Genomic DNA, 24168 nt, shown 5'->3' with positions numbered 1-24168 from the left:
CTTTGTCAAGAAACGCGCTAACTACGGCCAATGTTTACATTGAGGCGCGCCTGTCGAGGCCTCCTTACAATGCACCAGAGGTTTCTCATCTATGAGTGTTGAATTTAATAAACTGCGCAAGCGCATCCGCCGACTCGCCGGCCAAGCTATCGTTGACTACGCGATGATCGAGGAAGGCGACCTCGTCATGGTCTGTCTGTCGGGTGGGGCAGACAGTTACACGATGCTGGATAGTCTTCTTTATCTCAAGGAAGTCGCTCCGATCAACTTTGATGTAGTGGCGGTCAACCTCGACCAGAAGCAGCCAGGCTTCCCGGAGGACATCCTTCCCGCATATTTGACTCAGCTAAACGTTCCGTTTCGCGTCATCGAGGAGGACACCTACTCCATCGTCAAGGAGAAGGTGCCTGAGGGAAAAACGACTTGCGCCCTTTGCTCAAGGCTGCGGCGCGGCATCCTTTACCGGACCGCGGTGGAATTGGGTGCGACCAAGGTAGCGTTGGGTCACCATCGCGACGACATTTTGGAGACGTTGCTTCTCAACATGTTCTTCGGCGGCAAGCTGAAAACTATGCCGCCGAAGCTGGTCTCAGACGACGGAAGAAATGTAGTCATTCGCCCACTCGCGTACTGCGCCGAGCGAGACATCAAGGCCTATTCGGCGGCGATGAATTTCCCGATCATCCCTTGCAATCTATGCGGTTCTCAACCCAACCTTCAGCGCAGAGCAATGAAGGAAATGATTCAGGAATGGGATCGACGCTTCCCGGGGCGCTCCGACAACATGTTTCGTGCATTGACCGATGTGGTGCCGTCACACCTGCTCGACCGAAAGTTGCATGACTTCGACACGCCAGCGAAGGTGAGCGGCGAACTGGACGACGTCAGCAACTGGCTCGCTGCGCCGAATGAGCCTTCGGAAATCGGCGCAGTCCCAATCCGGCTCATATCCGGTATTTCGACAATCGCTAGTTCAGTTAGCTCATCGGGGAGTTTGACGCCGAATGGGAATCGACGGGCGCCTTAACATAGCAGCCGGGGCGACAGTAGAAGGACCGTTCCTGGTCTTCTGGCAGCGTCTGAGCTGGATCTCTACCTATCTTCCCGCTTTCGACGCGTATTACTGGGCAATGGAAGAGCCAGCAATCCGATCCCACCGGGCAATAGCGAAACGTTGTGAACGAGCTGCATATGGCGCAACTGCAGCGCAGCTTGTTTTACGGTCAAATCGGCAACCTTCCGCTCCAACTCGATAACTCTTTTCGCGTACCAGGACCGACTGCGATTGGGAGCATTTGAGCGCTCAGGATCTGGCGTCTTTGCTGCTTCGTATGCGCTGTAGATCGCTTCATTTGCGCCAAGAGATTGACGCGACCACACTTCTGCCGATTTGAATTTCTTGGCTATCTGCTTTCTGAGCGAATCCCACGTTAGTCGTTGCTTGACAGGCCATTCTTTCAAGATGGCCACAATCGCTCCTTCTGCCTTCCGACTAATCTTCGACATTCCCATGGTCATCTCTTTCCGGCGAAACGCCGACATTTTCATCGTGTAGTCGAGACGTAAGTTCGGAAAGGCCCAGAGCCTCTGGCGCCGCCTCGAACGTCACGATCGTGCCGGGTGTAATTGATGGGTCATTCTCCACAGCGAAAATCTCTTCACAGCGAAGGCGAACTGATTCATGTTGTCTGATGTGGCGCTCGATCGGCTTTTTTAGGCCCGTGCTCGAGCGCAACCTCCTGTGCCCCTCGGCGATCATGCGGACGGAGTGCTGATGCATATCTTTAATGATTGGCAAGCGCTTCTTGTCCCCTTTCATCCAGACGTGAAGGCCACACCTCATGCAGTCGCCATGCTGTTCGCAGGGATTGAGAGACCAAGATGTTGAGCATCCACCCACTTCCGTGAGTTGTTTGGGTACAGCTCTCTCAAAGAGAAAAATTTTTCGATCTACCACCTCGATCGTCCGTGCGCTATCTGCAACGGGCCCTATCACTTTGAAATCGACTGCCGGATCAAACCCTTCAATTGAGTTGCTCACTATCTCGGCTGGAGTGCGCAAATCATAGTGTGCTGACTGTGGGCCCGATGTTCTGCCTGCGAGTAGATCAATGTACTGCTCACTAACTCCTAGCGTGAGGGCTCGCGTTTGAAGATACGCGCGGGCGTCGTGAAGGGTAAAGGTCGGATGTTCGCCATTTGACAGCCTGATGTCCAATATCTCGAAGAGCCTCGGGGGCTTGTCTGCGTAGCCACCAGTCCATTGAATAAACCGGTTGTGCGTAAGGACGACAGGGCGCCACCATGCTCGCTTTCTTATCAAAAAATCTCTTTTATGGTCAATTTGTGCGTCGAACCACACGCAGAGGGCCTCGTCGAGCCGCAGCTTTCGATCACTGGATGTATAGGGCCAATGCGAGAATTTCTTTTTCTTGAAGTCAGCCAAGAGTTCGGTGCGCAATTTTTCAACGCTAGAAAAATAGGCGAGATTCCGCCCTGCCAAAAGAAAGGCGAGTTCGATACCGATCTTCTGTCCTTCGTCCGCGGAGATCGATTTGAATAGATAATCTCGATCAACGTAGATATTTGGGGAGAGCTGCCGAATTTCGTCTGGCACCCTAACTCCCACGCTCTGCAGCAAGATGCTCAAATCGGTGCGCGATAGATAGACGCGCCCTGCAAATTGAGCCCGGAACTTGATAGCTGGAAAAAAGTCTTTCGGAGTGTCGACACCGCGAAAGATGCTTAGCTTAGCAATGGTGACTGTTGAGACCTTCTGGTAAAGGGAGGGGCGATCGAGAGCCTCCATTTCAAAGGCATTGACTGGCGCATCTCCATTGATCTTTCTTCCTCCAGGTACAGGCCTCCTGAAATAAGCTTGACCGAAATGACTCTGAAGATCTTCCGGAATGTATAACTCATCAATTTTCTCGAAGCTTTCGAATCTTTCAATGTAGTACTTGAACGCCGCCCTTGCTTTTGACGAATAATCAGCGGCGACTTCACTCAATTCTTCGGCAAGAGTCTCAAGTTGTCTTGGGACAGGAAGCTCTTGATACAGATCGATTTTTGGTCGGTAGATCGATAGTCGGACTTTTCCTTCAAAGCGTCTAAGAGCGTCGGCGCGAAGCTGCAACAGATCCGACAAACGCATCGATACGGTGGTAAATGGCAATGCTGCCAACGCGGCCATCGCGGTAACCTCATGATCTCGCCCAAATCTTTGCTGCGCGGAGCGGTATGCCAGCCCAATAGCAGTCACGACTTCGTTTGGCAACCGCTTAGACTGATTTTTCGTCTGCATGTCGTCATCAAGAAGTTGCGCTTTTCGTTTAACCGGCATGGGCACCGTGGACGTAAAAGTGAAGCGAATGGCCAACAAACCAAAACCGAACTGCCCGTATCGAAAATTCTTCGAGTGATAGCCGCCTTGCAACATGCCCGCGAGCATGGACAACTCACATCCAATATCGTATTTGACGCCTGCAGCGCACGGTTCGCTTATTAACTTCCGCTCAGCGAGAGCGAACGTTGCGCGCGTCATGAGGGATGGGTCATTGGCTCCAGAGTTAAGCTGTCGCAGGGCCCATTCGATGAGTACCAGTGTCCGTGTCTGCGTTTTGGGAAGACCCCTAAGATTTCGGTAAATAACCATCACGTTGATGTATGCCTTCGCAAAAGCGAGGAAGCGCTCTCCGCCAATCATCGCCTCTGGCTCGATAATCTTGGGGGAACCAGATCGAGTGCGAATGAATATTTGTCGGGCCCTTGCGCGGTGCTCGAATTTTACAAATGGAAGTCGCGCGACTTTGTCGTTGTTTTTTAAGCGCTGCGGTGCCATCGAAAACCACGGATCACGTGGATCGTATTTTTGCTCATGCACCGAGTCAAAACCTGCGATTCCTCCGGGACATCCCCATTGGGAAAATTCATCAAATCTTCTGGGGTCGGCAGAAGTCTTTGCACGGAAGTGTGGGGTCACCCCTTGCATTGGGTGCTCTTTTTTCTCTCGCAGAGCCAGATCACTTGCTTTACGGCCGAAATGATGTTGTCGTCTCTTTGAATGGTTTCCGCAGGTAATCTCATTTGAATCTTTTTTTCTCGTGCGTTCTCCATCCTTGCCAGAACCTGCTGGTGAGGTCCGTCTAAGAAGGCCTTGAACCGTGGACAAATATAGCAACCGATGGGAGCTAAAACGCCGCATGGTTCAGCTCCGCAGCCTCCGACGCTGTCGTTCAAATCGATATCGAGAATGAGCTTATCTTCGGGGACGGACTTCTCGCCATCTGTATCTAATACTGAACCTCTAAACGCATCGATTACAAGTGTGAAATGTGGATCCATCTGCCGCTCAAACGCGTCAGCCATTTCATCGGTCAAGTTGACATAGCGCACGAGCGAGCCCGAAGAGGTGTGAAAGGCCGCTTGTTTGAGGACCTCTATAGGTGCACCCAGAATGGCCAGGTGAGTGAGTTTCGTATGCTTGAAACGCCTTGTGAAAAGATCAAGGTTGCTCAAGTCAGCAATGTGGTCCGTGATGCGTCCTCGAGAGCGAGCTATAAGAGAAGTAATCCCTAGTGACCGCTTCTGTAAGACAGGTTTTTGATTGTGGTTGTTGATGCAAAAAATCGGCTGATCTGGAGAGAGATCGCCGGCGCATAGCGTCTGCGTCCAAGCAAGATGATCTCGAAGAGCCACATATACTGACTCTGAAACCATCACTTCCATCATCTTTGCGCGGCTTGGTTTTCCATGGAGCTTTACTAAAGGCACTGCAAGTGTTTTGGTGGACATCGACACATCTTTGATCCTTAATAATTGCATTTGCGAGGGCCGCAAAGCCTCTGAGATCATCAGACGCCAAAGCAAGTTTTGCTGCGGATTGAATATTCCATCAATATACAATTCATCCACTTGACGATGAATCGCGCGCACCTTCTCGATCGTGAATGGTCGCTCATGCGCCTTCCTTGCCTGAATTTCGATGGAGGTCGCGCTCTTCGGTGATCGTGAGGTCAGAATGTGAGCCTTGAGGTCTGGCGCGATGCATGGATAGCTGAGGCGTATCCAATACCTCAAAAAACTCCTAAGTGTCTTAAGATCATTTGGCGACGATTGCCGTGCATCCTGCATGTACATCTTTAGCGTGACGGTTGCAACTTTCTTGGTGAGATTTAACCTCTTTAACATCCTTTCAAAGCGGAAAAACCATTGAATCACTGTGGAAACCTTACGATTGCCGTTTAACGCATGCAGGATGACTGCGTAACAGACAGTTGCCGTCGCAGGCGTCAAAAACCCCTCGACATTTCTTAGCCGGAATACGCTTTCAATGTCGCCGGTTTTGGAAAGCAGCATGCCATCTAGATTGACTGGGATGAGTCGCGATTCGTTGTCAATCACTTTGATGTGAGTTGGAAGATCATCGGGGAAGATTTCATCGCTCCCGACGACGAACTCGGTGTATGGACCGTACATGCCGTAACCTCGTCAGGAAATGATCTGGTCTCTTTGCTGAACAAGCTCAGCCGAGCGTTGTTCGATGGCACGAGCGGCGTATCGATCCGGCATTGTTGATTTCGTAGACCATCGACCTCGTTGGATCACGATTTCACGAGCATCACGGCCTTTTGACGCCGCAGTCTTGTAAACGTGATTGAGGTTGGTGTGTCGCAAGACGTGAGGCGAGATGGTGGGAGGGAGTGATTCGAAGGATTTGAGTTTCTCGAGTATGCGATTCAGGTTCCTTCGGCCAAGAGGGCTCCCTTCGTACATGCCCTCATGGTTCACAAAAAGAAAGGGCGTCGCTGAGTTCGATTTGAAAACGGCCGTTTCACGGTCGCTTACGATGTATTCAATGAGTTTGGCCGCAAGTGATGTCGAGATCGGCACTAGGCCGCCTCCTGTCTTACAAGCAGGTTCATGCAATCGGGTGTCGGCTGGATCGTTCTGTGCTTCGACGACCTTGATGCAACCGGTGAACTGCCCGGGCTTGTATTCCCACGACTCGATCACGTCCACACAGCAGAGCTTGAGTAGTTCTCCCGCCCTGAGGCCTGACTCGTGGAGTGTTTCCACTATCAAGCGGTCGCGCCGCCCGGTGGGAGTTTGAGGAAATGGGCCACCGTTCCCGATGGCTCTCTCAAGGCTGCTCCGTTGTTCGTCGTTTAACGAGCGCACCTCTACAGAATCGTCGCCTGTGGCGATGTGCTTATGAAATTCCATTCGAATGCTCTGCGCGCTGGCCTCAAGCAGCCGATGTTCCTCCGCCGTGAGTTCCAACCGAGGATCGCATTCCTTCGTCAGCCAGGCGACGTAGTTTCCGGTGGTCCTGATGCGTCGGTTAGACGTGCCGAATTTGACTGCTTTGCCGGTTGCCATCCGAGCGAAGGTGGAGGATTCGTCTTGTAGCGCGGTCGCGAGCTTGTCGGCATGCAGGCACGCCCAACAGCAGTACTCGGTCATCTCTCTGGTCGTCAGTGCGCGCGTTCCGGCAAGCACGCGACTTTCCGGACTGATAAAGGGCGTTTTCGATTTTCCCGAGGCTTCAGCACGCCTTGCGCGAAGCAACTGCCATTCGAGGAAGAACGCGAGATCTGAAAGAACCGCTATCTGGGTGTTCAGCGGCTTTTGGCCAAACTCGTCAAGCAAAAAAGCCACTGCAAGTTCGTGCTGCAGTTCGGTTTCGCGGTCGACAAGTACGACCCGGCGAACGGCCTCGCTGCCATCCGGCGATGTGTCCAGCAGAAATTCAGTTCGGAAGTGAAGCGTCATGGCTGAAACCTTACAAAACGCAGGTCGTCTCAGCAAGAAGATTCACGGATGGCGGAGAGCAAAGGCTTCATGTGCCTCAAGAATATTGTCAAACTGGGATGGAGTCCGATAACTGCGTTGTCCCCAGAGAAAAATCTTTACCAAGGAGGATGTGGTTTGGCTTCATGGTGCCGGACGTGCGATCACGACAGTGGCACTTCAATGTCTAGAGTGTCAGTTGATCGCGACAGGCATAGACGGCCCCAAGCCGCGGGCGCAAGGGCGCAGGTGCATTGAGAAGGTGTTGCCCGAAGGATTGGAACGCCGGCAGGCGGTTGTCGCAGCGGAGTCAAGCGGTATCGGTGTTCCGACAATCCTGACGAGCGTGATCGCCGACCGGGGAGGACTTCTTTTCCTCCGATCACCGCCGTGTTCTGTCAAGTCGCCAACTGCTACGGTTACCTGTGCGAGAGTCAATGTGTTTGCGCCCGCACGGCTTTCGCGTCCATTGGACGCCGATCGTGTGTTTGTTTTCGGCCGGCCAGCTAACGTGTCTCCCACGCTGGCCACACCTTGTCCCCCGACGAGAGGTGCAGCAGCGACAGGCTGTAGCCGTAGTTGTCGCAACCGATCTTCATCTCTCTGAGCACGGCTCGGCCATCGGCATGTTCGAACCACACCGATGTGCCGACCGCCATGCCGGGCTTGTTGGATGCGGTCATGGAATCAGCGGCCAGTGACCCAGCAGGCAGCTCGATCACCTTGCCTCGAGTTCGAAAGAATGCTCCGTTCTTGCGCGCTTTGTCGGACGAGACACTCCAGTCGATAAACCCGTCTCGAGACAAGACCAGCACGGCACTTTCATCGGTAAATGACACCCAACGAAGCGTGGCGGCCGTCAGCGACACACCGAACAGATCGGCGCACTTCCCGAGCATTTCAAAGTCGATCTTCGAATCGTTGACCAGCGCTCGAAAATGATTGATCGGCATCAAGAGCGTTGAGGCGAATTCGTCGGCTTCCTGCTCCAGTTGCTTACCGCCCGGGCCCCACTCCACCATGTCCTTGTCGGTGCACGAGAAGCTATTTCTCAGCGTCCGGTGGAGCAGGTAATGACCAAGCTCATGGGCTTGCGTGAACCTGATCCGGCCCTCTGACTGGATCTGGTCGTTGTAGAGCAGCACCCAGCCGCCGTCGACAGTGAAAAGCCCGCCTTCAAAGCTGGCGATGGGTGCCGCCTTCACGCCAACGATGGGATCCGTCCAGCCGAACTGCGCAGACACCCGCAGCGCAATGTCGGCTACATCCACCGGAAATCGGGAGGCCTGTCCCGAAGCCGCCAGCGCGTCCAGCATGTGCGTCAGCAGATGTGCAGCGGCCGGGGGTGTTTCAGGAAAAGCGTGCATCGCGCCGGCCTACTTTTTCTTGAATGTCTCTAGGATCTGATGCAATTGCTCCTTGGCGGAGGCATCCAGCTTGTTGTAGTCGCGAAAAAAAGCATCGTCCAGATGCTCTTGCTTCGGCTGCTTGACCGAATCGTCGACAAAAAAGGCCATGTCGACGCCAAGCACGGCGGCGATGGCTTGAAGCTTCTCTGCGGAGGGGTGAAGCGATTCGCGGTTCTCGAGCTCCCACAGGTAGCTCTTGCTCATGCCGGCTGCTGCGGCTAACGCATCCAGCGTCAGACCCTTCTTCGTTCGGTAGATCTTCAGCTTGTCACCAAGTTTTGAAGCCATGGGCATTCCTCTTTATGACGAAGCCTCAGATTATGGCATTTCATCGAACTTGTCATTCGCTATTCCGAACTTTCTTGTGGTCTTCGTGTTCGGTATAGCGAACATGGCGTTAGCATATGGCGCATCATCAGCTACAAGGGTTTGCATGAAGATGGTTTCCAAGGCGCCTGCCGCCCATTCGGCCGACATCGTTGACCTTCCCAAGGGCATCAACGCGATCCGGCAATTGCCCGCTCAGTCTCTTGACGATCTCTGGGAATCGATCATCGTTGAAGAGACCGTCAAGACCCAGCTCTTGGCACAAGCGCTGCTGAACTTCACCGTCCGCGGCAAGGTCGAGCGGACCGTGCTTCCGTTGCACGGTGTCATCCTGCTGGTGGGCCCCCCAGGCACCGGAAAAACCTCTCTGGCTCGCGGCTTGGCCAGTCGCGTCGCAGGTGTCATGGGCACGAAAGACTTCAAGCTGCTCGAAGTTGATCCACATGCGCTGACCAGTTCCGCGATGGGCAAGACGCAACGCGCCGTTGCCGACCTTTTCTCGCAAACCGTGGCCGAGCACGCGAGCACCGGCCGCACCATCGTCTTGCTGGACGAAGTGGAAACCTTGGCCGCTGACCGCTCCAAGATGAGCCTCGAGGCCAATCCGATCGACATCCACCGGGCGACTGATGCGGTGCTGGTGCAGTTGGACCTGCTGGCGGAAAGCCATCCGAATCTGCTCTTCGTTGCGACGAGCAATTTCCCGCAGGCCGTCGATGCAGCTTTCACATCGCGCTGCGACCTCGTGCTCGAAGTGCCGCTCCCCGACGCCCAGGCACTCCGAACCATCCTGACCCATTGTCTGGGTGGCCTGTCTCAGACCTACCCCGCAGTGGCAAGCCTGGTGGAATCGGCCGGCATGGCAAAGCTTGCGACAGCCTGCGTAGGAATGGATGGTCGCGCAATTCGAAAGCTGGTGATCAATGCGCTCGCCATGCGCAAGGAAACCGCAGTCGACCCTAACCAACTGGAGATGAAGGACTTGTTGGCGGCCGCCGCCAGCGCTCGGCGGCATCGCGTCGCCGACAAGGGGGCCGCAGCATGACCACCGTCGTTCGCAGAGATTTTCGCAGCGTCCCCTCGCGCGATGCGATGGCGACATGGACTGCGATCGTCGCGCTCCTTACTCAGGGCCAAGGCGGTGATCGAGAGGCGGAGTTGCTGTCCATTGCAGGCATCGCGAGCAGCTTGATTGCCGATCAGGCCGCGAAGGATGCGCCCATCGTGGTCACATGCGACGGTCCGCGCACGCGCATCTACTGCTTGTACGACGACGATTCGCTGGACGACTCGGGGACTGGCGAGGCCAAGCTCGGGTACGAGCCGCTGAAGGGCGATTGGCAGGTGTCTCTGCCCTGCGCGCAAGAAGATCTCGATTGGGTCTCCCAGGCACTGGGTCGGCTGACCAAGCGCATCGTTGCGCGCGACCTAGTCGACGGCATTTCGGCTGACAGCAAGACTGCATCGGCTGTTGCTGCACCGGTGCTCAACCTGGAAAGCTTCTTCAAATCATGACCACCGTTGCATCCTACTCGCGCACCCAATCCGTGACGTATGTCGCCGACAACATCTTGAAGAGCCTGAAGGACATCATCCGCCTGAGCGGCATGAACCCGGAGAAGCTGGTCGGCCGCTGGCAACACTACCAAGCGGCGACCAGCACTTGGCTGGCCTCCGAAGATCTGGAGAAGGTGGTGCTCGAGGTGTACCACCCGCTGACGGGCAAGCTTGCAACCCGGTGGGACATCGACATCGTGTACGGATGGTCATCCGGCGACGGCCACTTCTGGGTAGACACGGACCAGCTTCGGTACAGCATCAAGAAGGCGGGTCTCGCACCGGAGGCGGCCGATTACCGGTTGGTACTCAAGGTCAAGCCGGGAAGTCCCAACGTGGCTGGCTGGTCCGACACCACGTTCATTTCAACCGAAGGTTTCACTCGCCACAGCCTGGGCTCGACGGTCGAGCACAACGGATTGGCGGGGAGTGCCGCGTACTGGAGGGCAAGGTAATGTTGACGACAGATGAAGCTTTCAGAAAATTCAAAAGCCGCCTTGAACTTAATGAGCGTGAGCGACAGAACGCGATCAAGCGGCATACAGAGGTCCGCGAGCACATGCGTGAACGCTTCTGCATTGATCGCGACTTTTTGACGGGGTCGTATGCGCGATACACGAAGACCAAGCCGCTCAAAGACATCGACATCTTCTTCGTGCTGAAGGAGTCAGAGAGATCCAAATACCGCGAGAAGGCGCCCAACGTCGTGCTGGACGACTTCCACACGGCTCTCGTCGACAAGTATGGAACCAACAGTGTTCGCCGACAGGGCCGTTCCATCAACGTCGATTTCGGCGTGCATATCGATGCGGAAGACAACACCGACTACCGGATCGTCAGCGTCGATGTCGTTCCAGCGTTCGTCGCAGGCGACAACTACGAGATCCCTTGTGCGGACACAAGCAAGTGGATCCTGACCAACCCGCAGATCCACGCACAGAAAGCAACAGATGCACACCAGGCGTTTTCGACCGAATGGAAAGGGCTGGTGCGCATGGTCAAGTACTGGAACAACAACCCGCGGCATGGCACGGACAAGCCAGTCAAGCCATCGTTCCTGCTTGAGGTGATGGCACTCGAATGTCTGCATGGGGGTTGGCAAGGCCGCTTCGACTACGAGATCCAGGCGCTTTTTTCAACGCTGGCCGACCGCGTGGACGAGGAGTGGCCGGATCCGGCGGGCTTGGGCGAGCCCATCAGCAACGGGATGGATCAGGCCCGCAAAGAGCGCGCCAAGAAGTTGCTGCAGCAAGCCAGCACGGATGCGACCAATGCCATCCAACTGGTCAAACGCGGGCAGACCGGAGAGGCTCTCAAAGCCTGGCGCGCGCTATTCGGCACAAAGTTTCCGTTGTCCTGATGGAGAACAGTCAATGAACATGTCGACAGTACCGACCGCCCTCCAAGCAGGGCCCGACGACTCAACCTGGATGCGGAAATCGTTTTCCATGGTGCAGAGCAGACTTCGGGTGGATTTAGGTCTGGGTAGCCAGTCCATCTCGCACGCCGGCACCATGGGGTCGGTCAACGAAGGGAATTGGATCGCGGTCTTGCGAGCGTACCTCCCAGATCGTTACGAGGTGGAGCAGGCCATCGTCATCGACAGCCGGGGTAACAGAAGCGATCAAATGGACGTGGTCATCTTCGACCGCCATTTCACGCCCGTGCTGCTGGACCAAGCGAACCATCGCTTGGTCCCTGCCGAGGCTGTCTACGCCGTGTTCGAGTGCAAGCCGACGTTCGACAAAGGACTCATCGAATATGCACAAGCCAAAGCGAAGTCCGTTCGCGAACTCCACCGAACCTCGGTCGGCATCGCGCATGCCGGCGGCATGTACGCGCCGAAGATCCCTTTCCGGATCGCCGCCGGGCTGTTGGCGCCTGAGGCCTCGTGGGCCGACGGGCTAGGCAAATCGTTCACCGGAAATCTCTCTACGGCTCTCGATCAACGTCTCGATTGTGGGTGCGCACTGGACCACGGTGCATTTGACTGGTTTGACGGCAGCTTGAAGGTCGTCCCTGCGGAGTGCGGCCTAATTCACTTTCTTTTCAGGTTGCTATCGCACCTGCAAGGTCTCGGTACCGTGCCCGCAATCGACTGGCGCGAGTACGCCAAGATTGTCGAGTGACGATCCGACCAACAGCACCCTTCAAAAACGACAATTTCCAGTAAGAGGAAGAATGCAACCCATCTCGATACCAGCGCTGTCTGAGCTCGCTAAGCTTATCGGCGTGCTCTTCCCTGTTATTGCGTTGATCGCGACTGTTTCTCGAACGCGATCCACGCATACCTTTCTAAGGTACCGGCTCTGGCAACTCGTGTTCAGCCCACGGGAGATCGACGATCCAGTCTTCAGGCAGCACATAGATGAAGAGACTGTGGTGGCGGCGTTTCGTACCAGATACAACATTCTCGTGGACTTGCCCGCGCAAGCGCACAGGATTATTCATTGGGCGAAAGCACGCAACGTGTCGGTGCCCGCGATCGGTGCCTGTGGTTACTATTTTGACTTCAAGCTTTGCGAGATTCGCAAGAAGCTCCCCTCGCCGCGAAGAACGAAGGTGCTGGCTTTCGCCGTCGTGACTCTTGGCATGCTGGCCGTGGTGCTGCTTGCGTTTGCATCGGGCAACTCTGTGCTGGCGCAATTCAAGGAGAGCAAAAGGTACTTCCTGGTCAACCGAGATACGGCGACGCCGCTGTTTCCGCAAGGACCTGTGGTTACCAAAGCCTCATGTCAGAAAGGGACGCCGCCAGAAGCCAACCCTCTAGGATTTTCGGTCGCTGATCAAAGATTTATTTGCACAGCCTTTATCGACGAAGCCGAGAGCAGCGCAACCGCCAAGTTCCTGAACGACGGCCTTCGCGCGCAACGCTGGCTCCTTGGTAGTTTTCTTTTGGTCGTCTTGGCTGCCGCCACTATATTCTTCTGGACGGTTCAAGAATTGAGAGCAACTTACCGGCTCCAGAAGGCGCTGGCAGAAAAGGCCGATCCTTTGCCGTCGGGTGATTCTCAGAATGCATCGTCGGCAAGCTCAGGTCTTGATCAGGAATCTCTGTTGCCGATGGGCCACTCATGAATTTATAGAAGGGCCCCGAGGCGGGAGGCTGAACATGCGCGCTTGGCGCGCCGATAGCGCGGCAAAGGGTCGACGATCTAGGCTTGTCTTGCCCTTGAAGCTGGACCCGTTAAGGCTTTCTGCGTGCGAAGGATATCGGCGCTCAGTTTCTCAACAGACATGTAAGCAACGTCGAAGAATGCGAATGGATCCAAATCTACGGCCGTTCACTGCGAATGCGATGTTCGATCAGCTGTCGTATCGAGATCGTCGTCAGACCATGTTGCGCGGCGAACCGAAAGATTTCTGGTCGGCGCGCCATGGTGCCTCGTCATTGACAAGCTCGCAGAACACCCCACCCGGCGAGCGACCCGCGAGCCTCGTCAGATCGAGCGCGGCCTCCGTATGACCGGGCCGTTCGAGCACGCCGCCCGCCTTGCTGCGCAGCGGGAAAATATGCCCTGGACGAACGAAGTTTGTCGAAACCGAACCAGGGTCGGCTAAGTTACGCAGCGTGAATGCCCGATCGCCAGCAGACACCCCTGTGGTGATGCCTTCGCGGCAGTCCACGCTGACGGTAAAGGCCGTCTGATGGGATTCCCGGTTGTCCTGCACCATCAGCGGCAGTGCAAGTCGATCAAGAACCTCGCCTGGCAGCGAGATGCACACGATGCCGCTGGTGTGGCGCACCATGAATGCCAAGTGCGCAGGCGTCACCGCATCAGCGGCGATGATGAGTTCGCCTTCGTTCTCCCTGTGTTCATCGTCAACCACGAGTACGAACTCGCCGCGCGCGACGGCGGCGATCGCTGTCTCGACTTCATCGAAGACGTACTCAAGCGCCACGGTTTCCGTGAAAGGCTGTTGTAGCTGGTTTGCTTTCATGCAGCCTCCGAACTGGGTTGTGCAAAGGAAATTTGCGCTGAGATTTCGGCTGCCGCGAGGTTCAGTTGGCGTGGAACGGCACCGCCCCAGTCTGGTGTCAATCGGTCGGCGTTAGATGTCACCGACAGCGCCATGACCATTTGCCCCTCGGCATTTCTGATTGGTGCGCTGAAAGCATTGACGGCAATCTGGTGGATCGGTGAAGGCGTCGAGCCGATGGCTCGCGCCAGTCGGTGGTTGCGCGTCTCGATGATCGTCGCATCGAAAGCGGCGCGGCGCTCCGCGATGCTGCTGTGAGTGGCGGTCGATACACCACATTCGCATTCAGGTTGTACAGCCTCGCGATCGCCGCGGCAGAAGCATCCGGCTGCTGGCACGCCTCAAGGACCTCAGCCTTGAACCGCGCACTGTGCTTGCGACGGGTCGCCCGCTTAACCACACCATCTATTGCGTCCACATCATTCATCGCGGACACGATGCCTGCCGACTCTCAGGCAATCAAGATGACTTCACCGTGCGCTTACCAACGTACTGGCCTAGCGTCAGCTGTTCGCCAGGACTTGCCCAGCCTTGGGCATCAAACACTCCTTCACCAAGCCCTACCGCCCACAGAATAATGGCAAGGCTGAGCGAGTCATCCAGACATGGCTGCGAGTCGGCCGATGGCCGCGCTTGGGCCCAGCAGCAAAACGCGCAACTGTTGCCTGCGTTCCTGAGCTATGCAGCGCCAGGAGGCCGCACTCCGTCTTGGGCTACAGGCCTCCAGCTTTCCGGCTGGCGGCCTAGTGCAACTCGACACTTAGCCGTTCGAATGCGGCTTCCCAGACGAGCTGCACAAGTGGCGCGCTGACGATCGCAAGGCGGCATTGACGCAGTCGACCAACGTTCCGACCTTGCCGATGCCCGACTTAAGCGCGCTGCGAAGCTTGATGCTCACGCCTTGTGCCCTCATCACGCGTGCGCCCCGCTTTTGATTGACCACGTGGCCGCGGCGGCGCAGTTCGTGTGTGACGCGCCGGTAGCCGTAACCTGGCACCTCGTCCTGGATGGACCCAATCAACTCGGCGAGCCGCGCGTCTCCCAGATCTTCGCCCACTGCCGTCAAAACCGGTAGTAGAACGTGCTTCGCAGAAGATCGATCACTTGGTACCCCCGTCGAATGGAGCAGGCTTCGGCCGGTGACGTCAGAGATCGGTGATCCAACAGCAAGAGCGTTTAAGCACCTTCAACGCATTACGCAAGATCGCCAACTGTCTTAGACGTAGCGGCGGAATCGGACGAGCTTGCAAAAGGAGACCGGACCTTCAGTGCGCAAAATTTCATGAAAGTTTTTGATCTGACGGTTTTGGTTGGGAGTGACCTTCAGTGCAGGCCTGCGGTGCCTGCGCGCGCCTGTGCATAGGCCAGATTGCTTCAAGCGCTTCTCCGTCCGCACGGTAGGCTTGGCAGGTGTTCAGAAGCGCGGGTTGGGGAAGCGTCCCGCGCTTCGCATGCACAGAGCGCATGCCGCCGCTTTCCCGGCCAAGGGAAAAAAGGGTTTGCATGGCAGTAGTCGCGGCTGGCCCCATCAGTTCTGTGAGATGGGTGCAGCCCCGGGCGCCGCCCACAAGCGCGCGGATCCTCTTTGTAAAACCAGGGCCGATTCGCAGTCCGATCAGGCTTTCATAGACGGTATTGCCATCGGCGCACCAAGGAGTTGGCGCTGCTTCAGTGCGAACCTGTATCCCACGAATGAGCAGCTCGGAATCCACCGTCAGGCAAATACTCATGCGGTGCAAATCTTCGCCGGCGCCGAGTCGCTTAAAGAACAGGTCGGAACCGCCCGGCGAGATGTCCCGCATTGTGCTCTCGACATCGACCAAGCCGTCATCTCGCAGGAACCCGTGGCAGACGATATCTCGCGTGTGGAGCAGGCGACGCGTGGGGGTAGGTGTTGTGGGGCAATCCATGGTTCGTAGGTATCCGGTGCAATGGAAAACACATGCTCCACCGGTCGCGCCGCGTGAGCACTACCCGGGGTGGGTGGTCTACGCCCCCTCCAAGCCCGTACGGCCACCCAATCGGGGTGGCCGTGAGTTCGAGGGCGTGCGTTCTACTGGTTATCCAAGAGACGAAGCAGATTCGGAGACCCCATGCAGGAACTCAGCGCAACACACCCTTTCCCAGCGCCGACAGGCGTGATCGAGCGCCCCAGCGGCGCCTTGCGTATCGAACTAGCTCGCGCCCGCGGCGGCCTACCGAGCGAGGTACACATCCCCGAGACCAGTCTTTTTTTCAATCTCCGAACCTCGGCTCAACGCTATCCAGACAAGACGGCAATCCAGTTCTTCGAAAAGGCCGTCTGCTACGCCGAACTGCTGTCCGAGGTCGAAGCCATGGCAGGCTACCTGCAAAGTGGGTGCCAGGTGGCACCCGGCGATCGCGTGATCGTGTTCAGTCAGAACTGCCCGCAGTTCATCGCGGCCTACTTTGCCATCTTGCGCGCCGACGCGGTCTTCGTGCCGGTCAATGCCATGCTGCTGCGCGAGGAGCTCGAACACATCGTGCAGGACAGCGGCGCGGTGGTGGCCTTCGTGGCCAGCGAACTGCTTGAACGCATAGCGCCCCTGGTGGGCACCGGCGCGCTGCGACACCTCGTGGTGCATGCCTACGGCGATGCGCTCGGCGATGCGCTCGGCGATGAGGACGGCGACCTTGTCCTTTCGCCGCCCGACTGGGTGCGCTCGCGTATGGCCGATGTCGCGCTGCCACCGGCCGCCGCGTCCTGGCAGACCGCACTGGCGCAGGACCACGCGCCGCCGCCCCACCGCGCCGGCCCCGACGACCTGTGCATGCTGCCCTACACCTCGGGTACCACCGGCAAGCCCAAGGCGTGCGTGCACACGCACCGCACGGTGATGACTTCCTGCATCGGTTCCTCGCTATGGCGCCGCACCCATCCATCGTCGGTGTACCTCGCCGTGGCGCCGCTGTTCCACTTGCTGGGCTTGCAAAACAACGTCAATTCAGCCATCTTTTGGGGCGGCACTATCGTGCTGATGCCGCGCTGGGACCGCGAGGCCGCGGCGTTGCTGATCGAGCGCCACCGGGTGAGCTTCTGGGCCGCGCTGCCGGCCATGCTGGTCGACTTCTTCGCGCAGCCCGGCATCGAACAGCGCGACCTGTCGAGCCTGGCAGTGGTCACTGGTGGAGGCGCGGCCACGCCGCAGCATGTGAACGACATTCTCAAGAACCGCTACGGGCTGGACTACGTCGAAGGCTATGGTCTGACTGAAAGCGCCAACTTCCTGTGTGCCAACCCGATGCACAAGCCCAAGAAGGGCTGCCTGGGCGTGCCCACCTTCGGTGTCGATCTGCGCATCGTCGATCCGCAAACACTGGCGCCGCTGCCGCAAGGCGAGGTCGGCGAGATCGTGGTGCACGCCGCGCAGATCATGCTGGGCTACTGGAACCATGCGCAGGCCAACGCCGAGAGCTTTTTCGTACGCGACGGCAAACGCTTCTTTCGCACCGGCGACCTCGCCAGCATGGACGAAGAAGGCTACGTCTTCATGCGCGACCGCCTGAAGCGGATGATCAATGCCTCGGGCTTCAAAGTCTGGCCGGCCGAGGTCGAGGCCACGTTGCACACGCACCCGTCGATCCTCGAAGCCTGCGTGATTGCCGCGCCCGATGCACGGCGCGGCGAAACGGTCAAGGCCGTAGTTGCGCTGCGCGACGGCTGCCGTGAGGACAGCACCAGCCTGGTGGCCTGGTGCCGCGAGCACATGGCGGCGTACAAGGCACCGCGCCTCGTGCAGATCGTCCATGCGCTGCCCAAGTCCGCCACCGGAAAGATCGCCTGGCGCGAACTGCAGGAGCAGGAAGCCCGCGTCGCGCAGGCGACCGAAGCCGAAGAAGCCACACCCACCCACTGATCGAAAGTACGCCTCCATGTCCATGACACTTGCACTGCGGCGCTCGATCCAGGCCACGCCCGAGCAGATTGCCACCGTCTTTTACCAGCGGCGCCAGAGCTTTCGAGAATTCGGCGACCGCGTGGCGCGCCTAGCGGGCGTGTTGCATGCCCTCGGCATGAAGCCGGGCGACCGAGTGGGCATGCTGGGCGTGAACTCCGACCGTTGGCTCGAAGTCCTGATGGGCGTCTGGTGGGGCGGTGGTGTGCTCAATCCGGTAAATACGCGATGGAGCGTGCCCGAGATTGTCTATTCGCTGGACGACTGCGACACTGGCATCCTGATGGTCGACGACCACTTTCTCGATCGCGTCGAAGGCATTCGGGCCAGCGCCAGACGGGCACCGGTCTTCGTCTACGCTGGCGAGGGCCGTGCGCCTGAAGGCATGTCGTCTCTCCAGGCGCTGATCGAAGCCAGTGCGCCGATCGAGGATTCGGACCGCGCCGGCACCGACCTGGCCTGCATCCTGTACACAGGCGGCACCACCGGGTATCCCAAAGGGGTGATGCACAGCCATTGGACTTTGTGGTCCATCGGCATCCAGCGCTTTGCGCAGACACCGATGCCGGACGGCAGCGTCGCGCTGCACGTGGCACCGCTGTTTCACATGGGCGGCATTGGCCGCGCGCTGGTGCAGTTCATCGCGGGTGAAACGCACGTGCTGGCCACTGCCTTCGACGCTCGCGAGGTGCTACAGACCATCGAGCGCGAACGCGTTACCGACGTGCTGCTGGTGCCCACCATGCTGCAGGCCCTCATCACCCACCCCGAATTCGACTGCTTCGACCTGGGCAGCTTGAAGCGCATAGTCTATGGAGCCTCGCCGATTGCCGAGCCGGTGCTTGAGCGCGCGATGGCTTTGCTGCCCGGCGTCGCCTTCACACATTCCTATGGAATGACCGAACTTGGTGGCGCGACTTCGAACCCGCCACAGAACCACGGCGCCGGAGGCCGCGCGTCAGGCCTGTCACGGTCGGCGGGGCGGGCCAACTTCGGGGTGGTCGTGAAGGTGGTCGATGCGGGGGGCAGGGAGCTACCTCGTGGCGAAGTAGGTGAACTCATCGTGCGCGGGTCGAATGTCATGCTCGGCTATTGGAACAAACCGGAGGAAACGGCGCGCGCCCTGCGCGACGGATGGCTCTACACCGGCGATGGCGCCCGCATGGACGCGGGCGGCCACGTCTTCATCGTCGATCGCCTCAAGGACATGATCGTGAGCGGCGGCGAGAACGTGTATTCGGCCGAGGTCGAGAACGTGATCGCGCGGCATCCGGCCGTTCAGGCCTGCGCCGTCATCGCAGTGCCGCACGCCCAGTGGGGCGAGGCGGTGCACGCAGTGGTGGTGCGCAAGCCCGGCGCGCAGCTCGACGACGCGGACCTACATGCGCATTGCCGCAGCGCCATTGCGGGCTACAAATGCCCCAAGAGCATCGAGTTCCGCGAGGCGTTGCCGCTGTCCGCTGCGGGCAAGGTGCTCAAGCGCGAACTGCGTGAGCCCCATTGGGCGGGGCAGTCTCGCCAGGTGAGCTGATCCATGAGCTACACCGCCCCCCTCAAGGACATGCTGTTCGACATCGAACACCTGGCCAACATCGGCGAAATCGCCAAGCTGCCGGGCTTCGAAGACGCCGGCTTCGAAACTGCGCAGGCGGTGCTCGAGGAGTGCGCCCGCTTCAACCAGGACGTGGTGGCGCCGCTGAACATCGACGGCGACCGCAACCCCTCCTCGTTCAAGGACGGCGTGGTCACCACCACGCCGGGCTTCAAGGACGCCTTTGCGCAGTACGTGTCGGGCGGTTGGCAGGGCTTGCAGCATCCGTCGGACTTCGGCGGCCAGGGCCTTCCCAAGACCATCGGCGCGGCCTGCGGCGAAATGCTCAACTCGGCCAACATGAGCTTTGCGCTGTGCCCGCTCTTGAGCGACGGCGCCATCGAGGCGCTGCTGACCGCAGGCTCCGACGAATTGAAGGCGGTGTACCTCGAAAAGCTCGTGAGCGGCCAGTGGACCGGCACCATGAACCTCACCGAGCCGCAGGCCGGCAGCGACCTGGCCATGGTGCGCAGCCGTGCGGAGCCGCAGCCCGACGGCACCTACAAGGTGTTCGGCACCAAGATCTTCATCACCTACGGTGAGCACGACATGGCCGAGAACATCGTGCACCTGGTGCTGGCCCGCGTGACCGGCGCGCCCGAGGGCGTAAAGGGCATCAGCCTGTTCGTGGTGCCGAAGTTCATGGTCGGCCAGGATGGTTCGCTGGGCGACCGCAACGACGTGCACTGCGTGAGCATCGAGCACAAGATGGGCATCAAGGCCTCGCCCACCGCCGTGCTGCAGTATGGCGACCACGGCGGCGCGGTGGGCTACATCGTCGGCCAGGAAAACCGCGGCCTCGAGTACATGTTCATCATGATGAACTCCGCCCGCTACGCCGTGGGCATGCAGGGCATCGCGATTGCGGAGCGTGCCTACCAGCACGCCGTGGCCTACGCGAAAGACCGTGTGCAGAGCCGCCCGGTCGATGGCTCCATCAACGCGAGCGCGCCCATCATTCACCACCCCGACGTCAAGCGCATGCTGATGACGATGCGCGCCTACACCGAAGGCTGCCGCGCGATGGCCTCGGTGGCCGCCGCTGCCTACGATGCCGCGCACCATCACCCCGATGCCGACGCACGCAAGCAGAACCAGGCCTTCTACGAATTCATGGTGCCGCTGGTCAAGGGCTACAGCACCGAGATGAGCCTGGAGGTGACCTCGCTGGGCGTGCAGGTGCACGGCGGCATGGGCTTCATCGAGGAGACCGGTGCGGCGCAGTACTACCGCGACGCGAAGATCCTCACGATCTACGAAGGCACCACCGCCATCCAGGCCAACGACCTCGTGGGCCGCAAGACCGCGCGCGACGGCGGCCAGACGGCCAAGGCCATCGCCGCGCAGATCGAGAAGACCGAAGCCGAGCTGGCCAAGAGCGACAGCCCCGCCGCCGCGTCCGTGCACAAGCGCCTGAAGGCCGCGCGCGAAGCCTTCATCGAAGTCGTCGACTTCGTCGCGGGCCAGACCAAGGCCTCGCCCAACGCGGTGTTCGCAGGCAGCGTGCCGTACCTGATGCTTGCGGGCAATCTGATGGCCGGATGGCAGCTCGCTCGCTCGCTGATCATTGCCGAGGACCTCGCCTCGCGCAGCTTCGACACCGACTTCATGCTCGCCAAGATCGCGACCGCGCGCTTCTACGCCGAGCACATCCTCAACAAGGCGCCGGGCATCCGCGACAGCATCGTCGACGGCGCCGAGAGCGTCACGGCGCTCGCGCTCGACGCGTTCTGACGTCATGGCAATCTTTCGCACACGAATCACTGAACTGTTCGGCATCCGCCATCCGATCCTGCTCGGAGGCATGCACCACCTGGGCCAGTCGGACATCGTCGCGGCCGTCGTCAACGCCGGCGCGATGGGCTTCATCACGGCCCGGTCCTTCGATGTGTTGGACGACTTTCGTGCCGACCTGCGCCGATGTCGTGCGCTGACCGATGGCAAGGCCTTCGGCGTCAACCTGACGCTGTCGCGCCGCGCGGGCGCAAACGTGAAGGTGCCAGGCTGGATCGAGATCGCATTGGAGGAGGGTGTTCGTCATTTCGAGAGTGCCGGCGACTCGCCCGAGTCGCTTGTCGAGCCGATCCATCGCGGCGGCGGTCTGTTGATGCACAAATGCCCGAGCGTGCGCCACGCCCACAGCGCGGCGCGCCTGGGCGTTGACGCCATCGCATTGGTCGGTTGCGAGGAGGGCGGCCACCCGGGCACCAATCCGCTGTCTGCGTTCGTCAACGGCGCCTTCGCGCTGGAGCAGGTTCAACTGCCGCTGGTGCTGGGCGGGGGCATCGGCAGCGGGCGGCAAGTTGCCGCCGCCCTGGCTTTGGGCGCCGACGGCGTGGTGATGGGCAGCCGCTTCCTGGTGGCGCAAGAGATACGTGCCCACGAGGCCCTGAAGCAACGCATCGTCGAGACCGGGCCCGAGGGCTCGACGGCCATCCTGGGATCGATCGGCGATACCTGGCGCGTGCTGCATAACGAAACTGCGCGCGAAGTGCGCCGCCTGGAGGCGCAAGGCGTGCGCAGCCATGCTGAATTTGGTGACCTGATCCTGTCCTCGCGCACGCGACAGCGCGTGTATGTCGAGGGCGATGTGGACGGCGGCATTGTCTCCTTCGGTCCGGGCGGAGCCTTTGCCGACGAGATCGTGCCGGCGGCACGGATCGTGGAGCGACTGATGCGCGATGCCGCGCGAGCTGCAGGTGCATTTGCGCGACAACAGGTCGCCGAGCCCGAGGTCGTTCGGTAGATCAGCGTGGGCTCGGTGCGTGTGCCGTTGCCGCGCGCACAACCCGCGCAGCAACGCCCACAGACCTCAGCCCCGAAACTCCGGCTTTCGCTTCTCGACGAAGGCGGCCACGGCTTCGTGGTGATCTTCCGTCTGATGCGAAATCACCTGGAAGGCGGCCGACATCTCCAGCAGCGTATCGAGGCGCGAATGCAGCGCCTCGCGCAGCAGGCGCTTGGCCAGGCGCACGGCGTGAGGCGGGTTGGCGGCGATCTGCTCGGCGATCGCGCGGGCCGTGGGCAACAGCTGCTCGCGCGGCACCACGCGCGACACCAGGTTCCACTCTGCGGCCTGGCGCGCGTCGATGGTCTGGCCGGTCAAGGTCAGCTCGGTTGCACGCGACAGGCCGATGATGCGCGGCAGCAGCCATGCGCCGCCGTCGCCGGGGATGATGCCCAGCTTGACGAAGCTCTCGGCAAACTTGGCCTCTTCAGCGGCCACGCGGATGTCGCACATGCAGGCCAAGTCGAGCCCCGCGCCGATGGCATGGCCGTTCACCGCCGCGATCACCGGCACCTCGAGGTTGAACAGCGCCAGCGGCAGCTTCTGGATGCCCAGGCGGTATTCGCGGCGCAGTTCCATCGCTGACATTTCGCTGTAGCGGCCCATGTCGCGCACGTTGCCGCCCGACGAAAAGGCTGAGCCCGCGCCGGTCAGGATCACCGCGCGCACCGAATGATCGGCGTGGATGCGGTCGATGGCGGCCAATAATTCCGGCACGGCCGTGTTGCCGGTCAGGGGATTGCGGCGCTCGGGGTCGTTCATCGTCAGGGTGACGATGTGGCCTTCTTGCTCGTAGTTCAGAAAATTGCTCATCAAAGGATCTCCTCCATCACGAATTGCAGGACCGAGGGCGTTGCGTTGCCGAGCAGCGCTTCACCGACGATGCGGTTCCAGTAGGCCTCCGAGCCGTCGGCCATGCGCCATTCGTGCAAACGGCGGCTGTAGAGCTGGAGGTCGAACTCCTCGGTGACGCCGATGGCGCCGTGCAGCGCATGCGCCGTCGATGCAACGAGCGGCACAGACGCACTGGTGCGCGCCTTCGCGGTGGCGGCGGCGAGTGGGGACGGAATTTTTTCGCCGGCCCGAAAGGCCAATTCGGCCGCCACGCCCGAGCTTGCGACATGCTCGGCCATCACGCCCAGCTGGTGCTGGACGGCCTGGAACTTGCCGATGGCCTTGCCGAACTGCACGCGGTCGTTGCAGTAGCCCAGCGTCATCGAGAACATGCGCTCCATGGCGCCTGCGATGGCGGCGGCGTGCAGTGCCGCGCTGAACACCGCGACCTGCGCGCCGTTGTCGCCGACCGGCGCACCGACCGCGTCGCCGGCCCAGCGCAGCGACGCGCTGAGGCTGCCGCGAATGCCGGTCATCGTGCGTTGCGCGCGTGCGCCGTCGAGCAGCACGAGCCGCCCTTCGATGTTCGCCAGCACATGGTCGGCAATCGCACCGAACGCCACGTGGCCAGCGCTGACCGAACCGTCGTGCTCGCGCCGCGCATGGCCCGCGAGCGTGACCATGCCTTGCGGCGCTGCCACGTCTCCCAGCAGCGCTCTTGCCGCGATGCTCTGCGCCGCTGGCACCGGCACTGCATGCTGGCCGAAGGCCACGAAGATGGGGAAGACCGCGTCCAGGTCGAGCCCGGCGCCGCCGGCTTTCTCGCTCGCCATCAGTTCAAGGAATCCGCTCTCGGCCAGCGCGTCCCAAAGCGCTGTGGCCGAACCGCCGTTCTCGATGGCCCGGATGGTGGCTGGCGTGCACTGGTCAACGAGGATCGCCTCGATGGCTTCTGTAAACATGTTCTTGTCT

24 protein-coding genes are annotated in these 24168 nt (G+C 59.5%); 12 read left to right on the top strand and 12 right to left on the bottom strand.

Features of this window, described 5'->3' with window-relative positions; translation table 11 throughout:
- Window positions 1–91: 91 nt before the first annotated feature.
- Window positions 92–1027, top strand: coding sequence for a tRNA 2-thiocytidine(32) synthetase TtcA (gene ttcA / locus ACSFBM_RS21480; protein ID WP_435486188.1), 936 nt, complete (start codon window positions 92–94; stop codon window positions 1025–1027).
- Window positions 1028–1092: 65 nt separating this feature from the next.
- Here ttcA and ACSFBM_RS21475 read toward each other — a convergent pair whose 3' ends face one another.
- The 6 genes from ACSFBM_RS21475 to ACSFBM_RS21450 form a co-directional block, all read right to left on the bottom strand.
- Window positions 1093–1512: a hypothetical protein gene (locus ACSFBM_RS21475; protein ID WP_435486187.1), complete on the bottom strand. Its 420-nt coding sequence runs from the start codon at window positions 1510–1512 to the stop codon at window positions 1093–1095.
- The gene (locus ACSFBM_RS21470) at window positions 1493–3991 is read right to left on the bottom strand and encodes a hypothetical protein (RefSeq protein WP_435486186.1); all 2499 of its coding nucleotides are present in this window, start codon (window positions 3989–3991) and stop codon (window positions 1493–1495) included. Before ACSFBM_RS21470 ends, ACSFBM_RS21475 begins: the two co-directional genes overlap by 20 nt.
- Entirely contained in the window at window positions 3979–5478 is a 1500-nt protein-coding gene (locus ACSFBM_RS21465; RefSeq protein ID WP_435486185.1) for a tyrosine-type recombinase/integrase, read from the bottom strand. Before ACSFBM_RS21465 ends, ACSFBM_RS21470 begins: the two co-directional genes overlap by 13 nt.
- 12 nt (window positions 5479–5490) lie before the next feature.
- Entirely contained in the window at window positions 5491–6774 is a 1284-nt protein-coding gene (locus tag ACSFBM_RS21460) for a hypothetical protein (RefSeq protein ID WP_435486184.1), read from the bottom strand.
- A gap of 524 nt (window positions 6775–7298) precedes the next feature.
- On the bottom strand, window positions 7299–8108 hold the full coding sequence (locus tag ACSFBM_RS21455) for an ImmA/IrrE family metallo-endopeptidase (RefSeq protein WP_435486183.1): 810 nt from the start codon (window positions 8106–8108) through the stop codon (window positions 7299–7301).
- 60 nt (window positions 8109–8168) lie between these two features.
- Window positions 8169–8489, bottom strand: coding sequence for a helix-turn-helix domain-containing protein (locus ACSFBM_RS21450; RefSeq protein ID WP_435486182.1), 321 nt, complete (start codon window positions 8487–8489; stop codon window positions 8169–8171).
- On the opposite strand from ACSFBM_RS21450, the gene ACSFBM_RS21445 reads away from it, so the two are divergent.
- From ACSFBM_RS21445 to ACSFBM_RS21420, 6 genes are read left to right on the top strand one after another with little or no spacing between them, the layout of a single operon-like run.
- Window positions 8488–9573, top strand: coding sequence for an AAA family ATPase (locus tag ACSFBM_RS21445; RefSeq protein ID WP_435486181.1), 1086 nt, complete (start codon window positions 8488–8490; stop codon window positions 9571–9573). The two genes, ACSFBM_RS21450 and ACSFBM_RS21445, sit on opposite strands and share 2 nt — an antisense overlap.
- Complete coding sequence (locus tag ACSFBM_RS21440) at window positions 9570–10043, top strand: hypothetical protein (RefSeq protein WP_435486180.1); 474 nt, start codon at window positions 9570–9572, stop codon at window positions 10041–10043. The genes ACSFBM_RS21445 and ACSFBM_RS21440 overlap by 4 nt, the downstream gene beginning before the upstream one ends.
- Complete coding sequence (locus ACSFBM_RS21435; RefSeq protein ID WP_435486179.1) at window positions 10040–10540, top strand: HORMA domain containing protein; 501 nt, start codon at window positions 10040–10042, stop codon at window positions 10538–10540. Before ACSFBM_RS21440 ends, ACSFBM_RS21435 begins: the two co-directional genes overlap by 4 nt.
- Window positions 10540–11445 carry a CBASS oligonucleotide cyclase gene (locus tag ACSFBM_RS21430; RefSeq protein ID WP_435486178.1) on the top strand — a complete coding sequence of 302 codons (906 nt, stop codon included), beginning with the start codon at window positions 10540–10542 and terminating at the stop codon, window positions 11443–11445. Before ACSFBM_RS21435 ends, ACSFBM_RS21430 begins: the two co-directional genes overlap by 1 nt.
- Window positions 11446–11458: 13 nt before the next feature.
- Window positions 11459–12214 (top strand): DUF6602 domain-containing protein, encoded by a 756-nt coding sequence (locus ACSFBM_RS21425; protein WP_435486177.1) that lies wholly within the window; start codon window positions 11459–11461, stop codon window positions 12212–12214.
- Window positions 12215–12266: 52 nt separating this feature from the next.
- Window positions 12267–13163 carry a DUF6216 family protein gene (locus tag ACSFBM_RS21420; RefSeq protein WP_435486176.1) on the top strand — a complete coding sequence of 299 codons (897 nt, stop codon included), beginning with the start codon at window positions 12267–12269 and terminating at the stop codon, window positions 13161–13163.
- 252 nt (window positions 13164–13415) lie between these two features.
- Here the strand turns inward: ACSFBM_RS21420 and ribB are convergent, their stop codons facing one another.
- Together ribB and ACSFBM_RS21410 are read right to left on the bottom strand one after the other, a co-directional pair.
- Window positions 13416–14027, bottom strand: a complete 612-nt coding sequence (gene ribB, locus ACSFBM_RS21415; protein WP_435486175.1) for a 3,4-dihydroxy-2-butanone-4-phosphate synthase — start codon at window positions 14025–14027, stop codon at window positions 13416–13418.
- Window positions 14024–14404, bottom strand: a complete 381-nt coding sequence (locus ACSFBM_RS21410; protein WP_435486174.1) for an IclR family transcriptional regulator — start codon at window positions 14402–14404, stop codon at window positions 14024–14026. Before ACSFBM_RS21410 ends, ribB begins: the two co-directional genes overlap by 4 nt.
- A 193-nt stretch (window positions 14405–14597) precedes the next feature.
- Between ACSFBM_RS21410 and ACSFBM_RS21405 the strand changes: the two genes are divergently transcribed.
- Window positions 14598–14813, top strand: coding sequence for an integrase core domain-containing protein (locus tag ACSFBM_RS21405; protein WP_435486173.1), 216 nt, complete (start codon window positions 14598–14600; stop codon window positions 14811–14813).
- A gap of 13 nt (window positions 14814–14826) precedes the next feature.
- Here ACSFBM_RS21405 and ACSFBM_RS21400 read toward each other — a convergent pair whose 3' ends face one another.
- Both ACSFBM_RS21400 and ACSFBM_RS21395 read right to left on the bottom strand, forming a co-directional pair.
- Entirely contained in the window at window positions 14827–15123 is a 297-nt protein-coding gene (locus ACSFBM_RS21400) for an IS3 family transposase (RefSeq protein WP_435486172.1), read from the bottom strand.
- Between the two features lie 223 nt (window positions 15124–15346).
- Window positions 15347–15976, bottom strand: coding sequence for a DUF2889 domain-containing protein (locus ACSFBM_RS21395; RefSeq protein WP_435486171.1), 630 nt, complete (start codon window positions 15974–15976; stop codon window positions 15347–15349).
- A 183-nt stretch (window positions 15977–16159) separates the two neighbouring features.
- Here ACSFBM_RS21395 and ACSFBM_RS21390 point away from each other — a divergent pair, with 183 nt between their 5' ends.
- The 4 genes from ACSFBM_RS21390 to ACSFBM_RS21375 are packed head-to-tail and all read left to right on the top strand — an operon-like array spanning window position 16160 to window position 22320.
- Window positions 16160–17944: a long-chain fatty acid--CoA ligase gene (locus tag ACSFBM_RS21390; protein ID WP_435486170.1), complete on the top strand. Its 1785-nt coding sequence runs from the start codon at window positions 16160–16162 to the stop codon at window positions 17942–17944.
- A 16-nt stretch (window positions 17945–17960) separates the two neighbouring features.
- Window positions 17961–19514 (top strand): acyl-CoA synthetase, encoded by a 1554-nt coding sequence (locus ACSFBM_RS21385; RefSeq protein ID WP_435486169.1) that lies wholly within the window; start codon window positions 17961–17963, stop codon window positions 19512–19514.
- Between the two features lie 3 nt (window positions 19515–19517).
- Window positions 19518–21308: an acyl-CoA dehydrogenase gene (locus ACSFBM_RS21380; protein WP_435486168.1), complete on the top strand. Its 1791-nt coding sequence runs from the start codon at window positions 19518–19520 to the stop codon at window positions 21306–21308.
- Window positions 21309–21312: 4 nt separating this feature from the next.
- Complete coding sequence (locus tag ACSFBM_RS21375; RefSeq protein ID WP_435486167.1) at window positions 21313–22320, top strand: NAD(P)H-dependent flavin oxidoreductase; 1008 nt, start codon at window positions 21313–21315, stop codon at window positions 22318–22320.
- A gap of 66 nt (window positions 22321–22386) precedes the next feature.
- Here ACSFBM_RS21375 and ACSFBM_RS21370 read toward each other — a convergent pair whose 3' ends face one another.
- Together ACSFBM_RS21370 and ACSFBM_RS21365 are read right to left on the bottom strand one after the other, a co-directional pair.
- The gene (locus ACSFBM_RS21370) at window positions 22387–23175 is read right to left on the bottom strand and encodes a crotonase/enoyl-CoA hydratase family protein (RefSeq protein WP_435486166.1); all 789 of its coding nucleotides are present in this window, start codon (window positions 23173–23175) and stop codon (window positions 22387–22389) included.
- Window positions 23175–24158, bottom strand: coding sequence for an acyl-CoA dehydrogenase family protein (locus tag ACSFBM_RS21365; RefSeq protein WP_435486165.1), 984 nt, complete (start codon window positions 24156–24158; stop codon window positions 23175–23177). The genes ACSFBM_RS21370 and ACSFBM_RS21365 overlap by 1 nt, the downstream gene beginning before the upstream one ends.
- Window positions 24159–24168: the final 10 nt, after the last annotated feature.

The organism is Variovorax pasteuri (assembly GCF_051216435.1).
Classification (GTDB): domain Bacteria; phylum Pseudomonadota; class Gammaproteobacteria; order Burkholderiales; family Burkholderiaceae_C; genus Variovorax.
The sequence above is the reverse complement of the archived record's forward strand: the minus strand, read 5'-3'. Positions and strand labels throughout refer to the sequence as shown.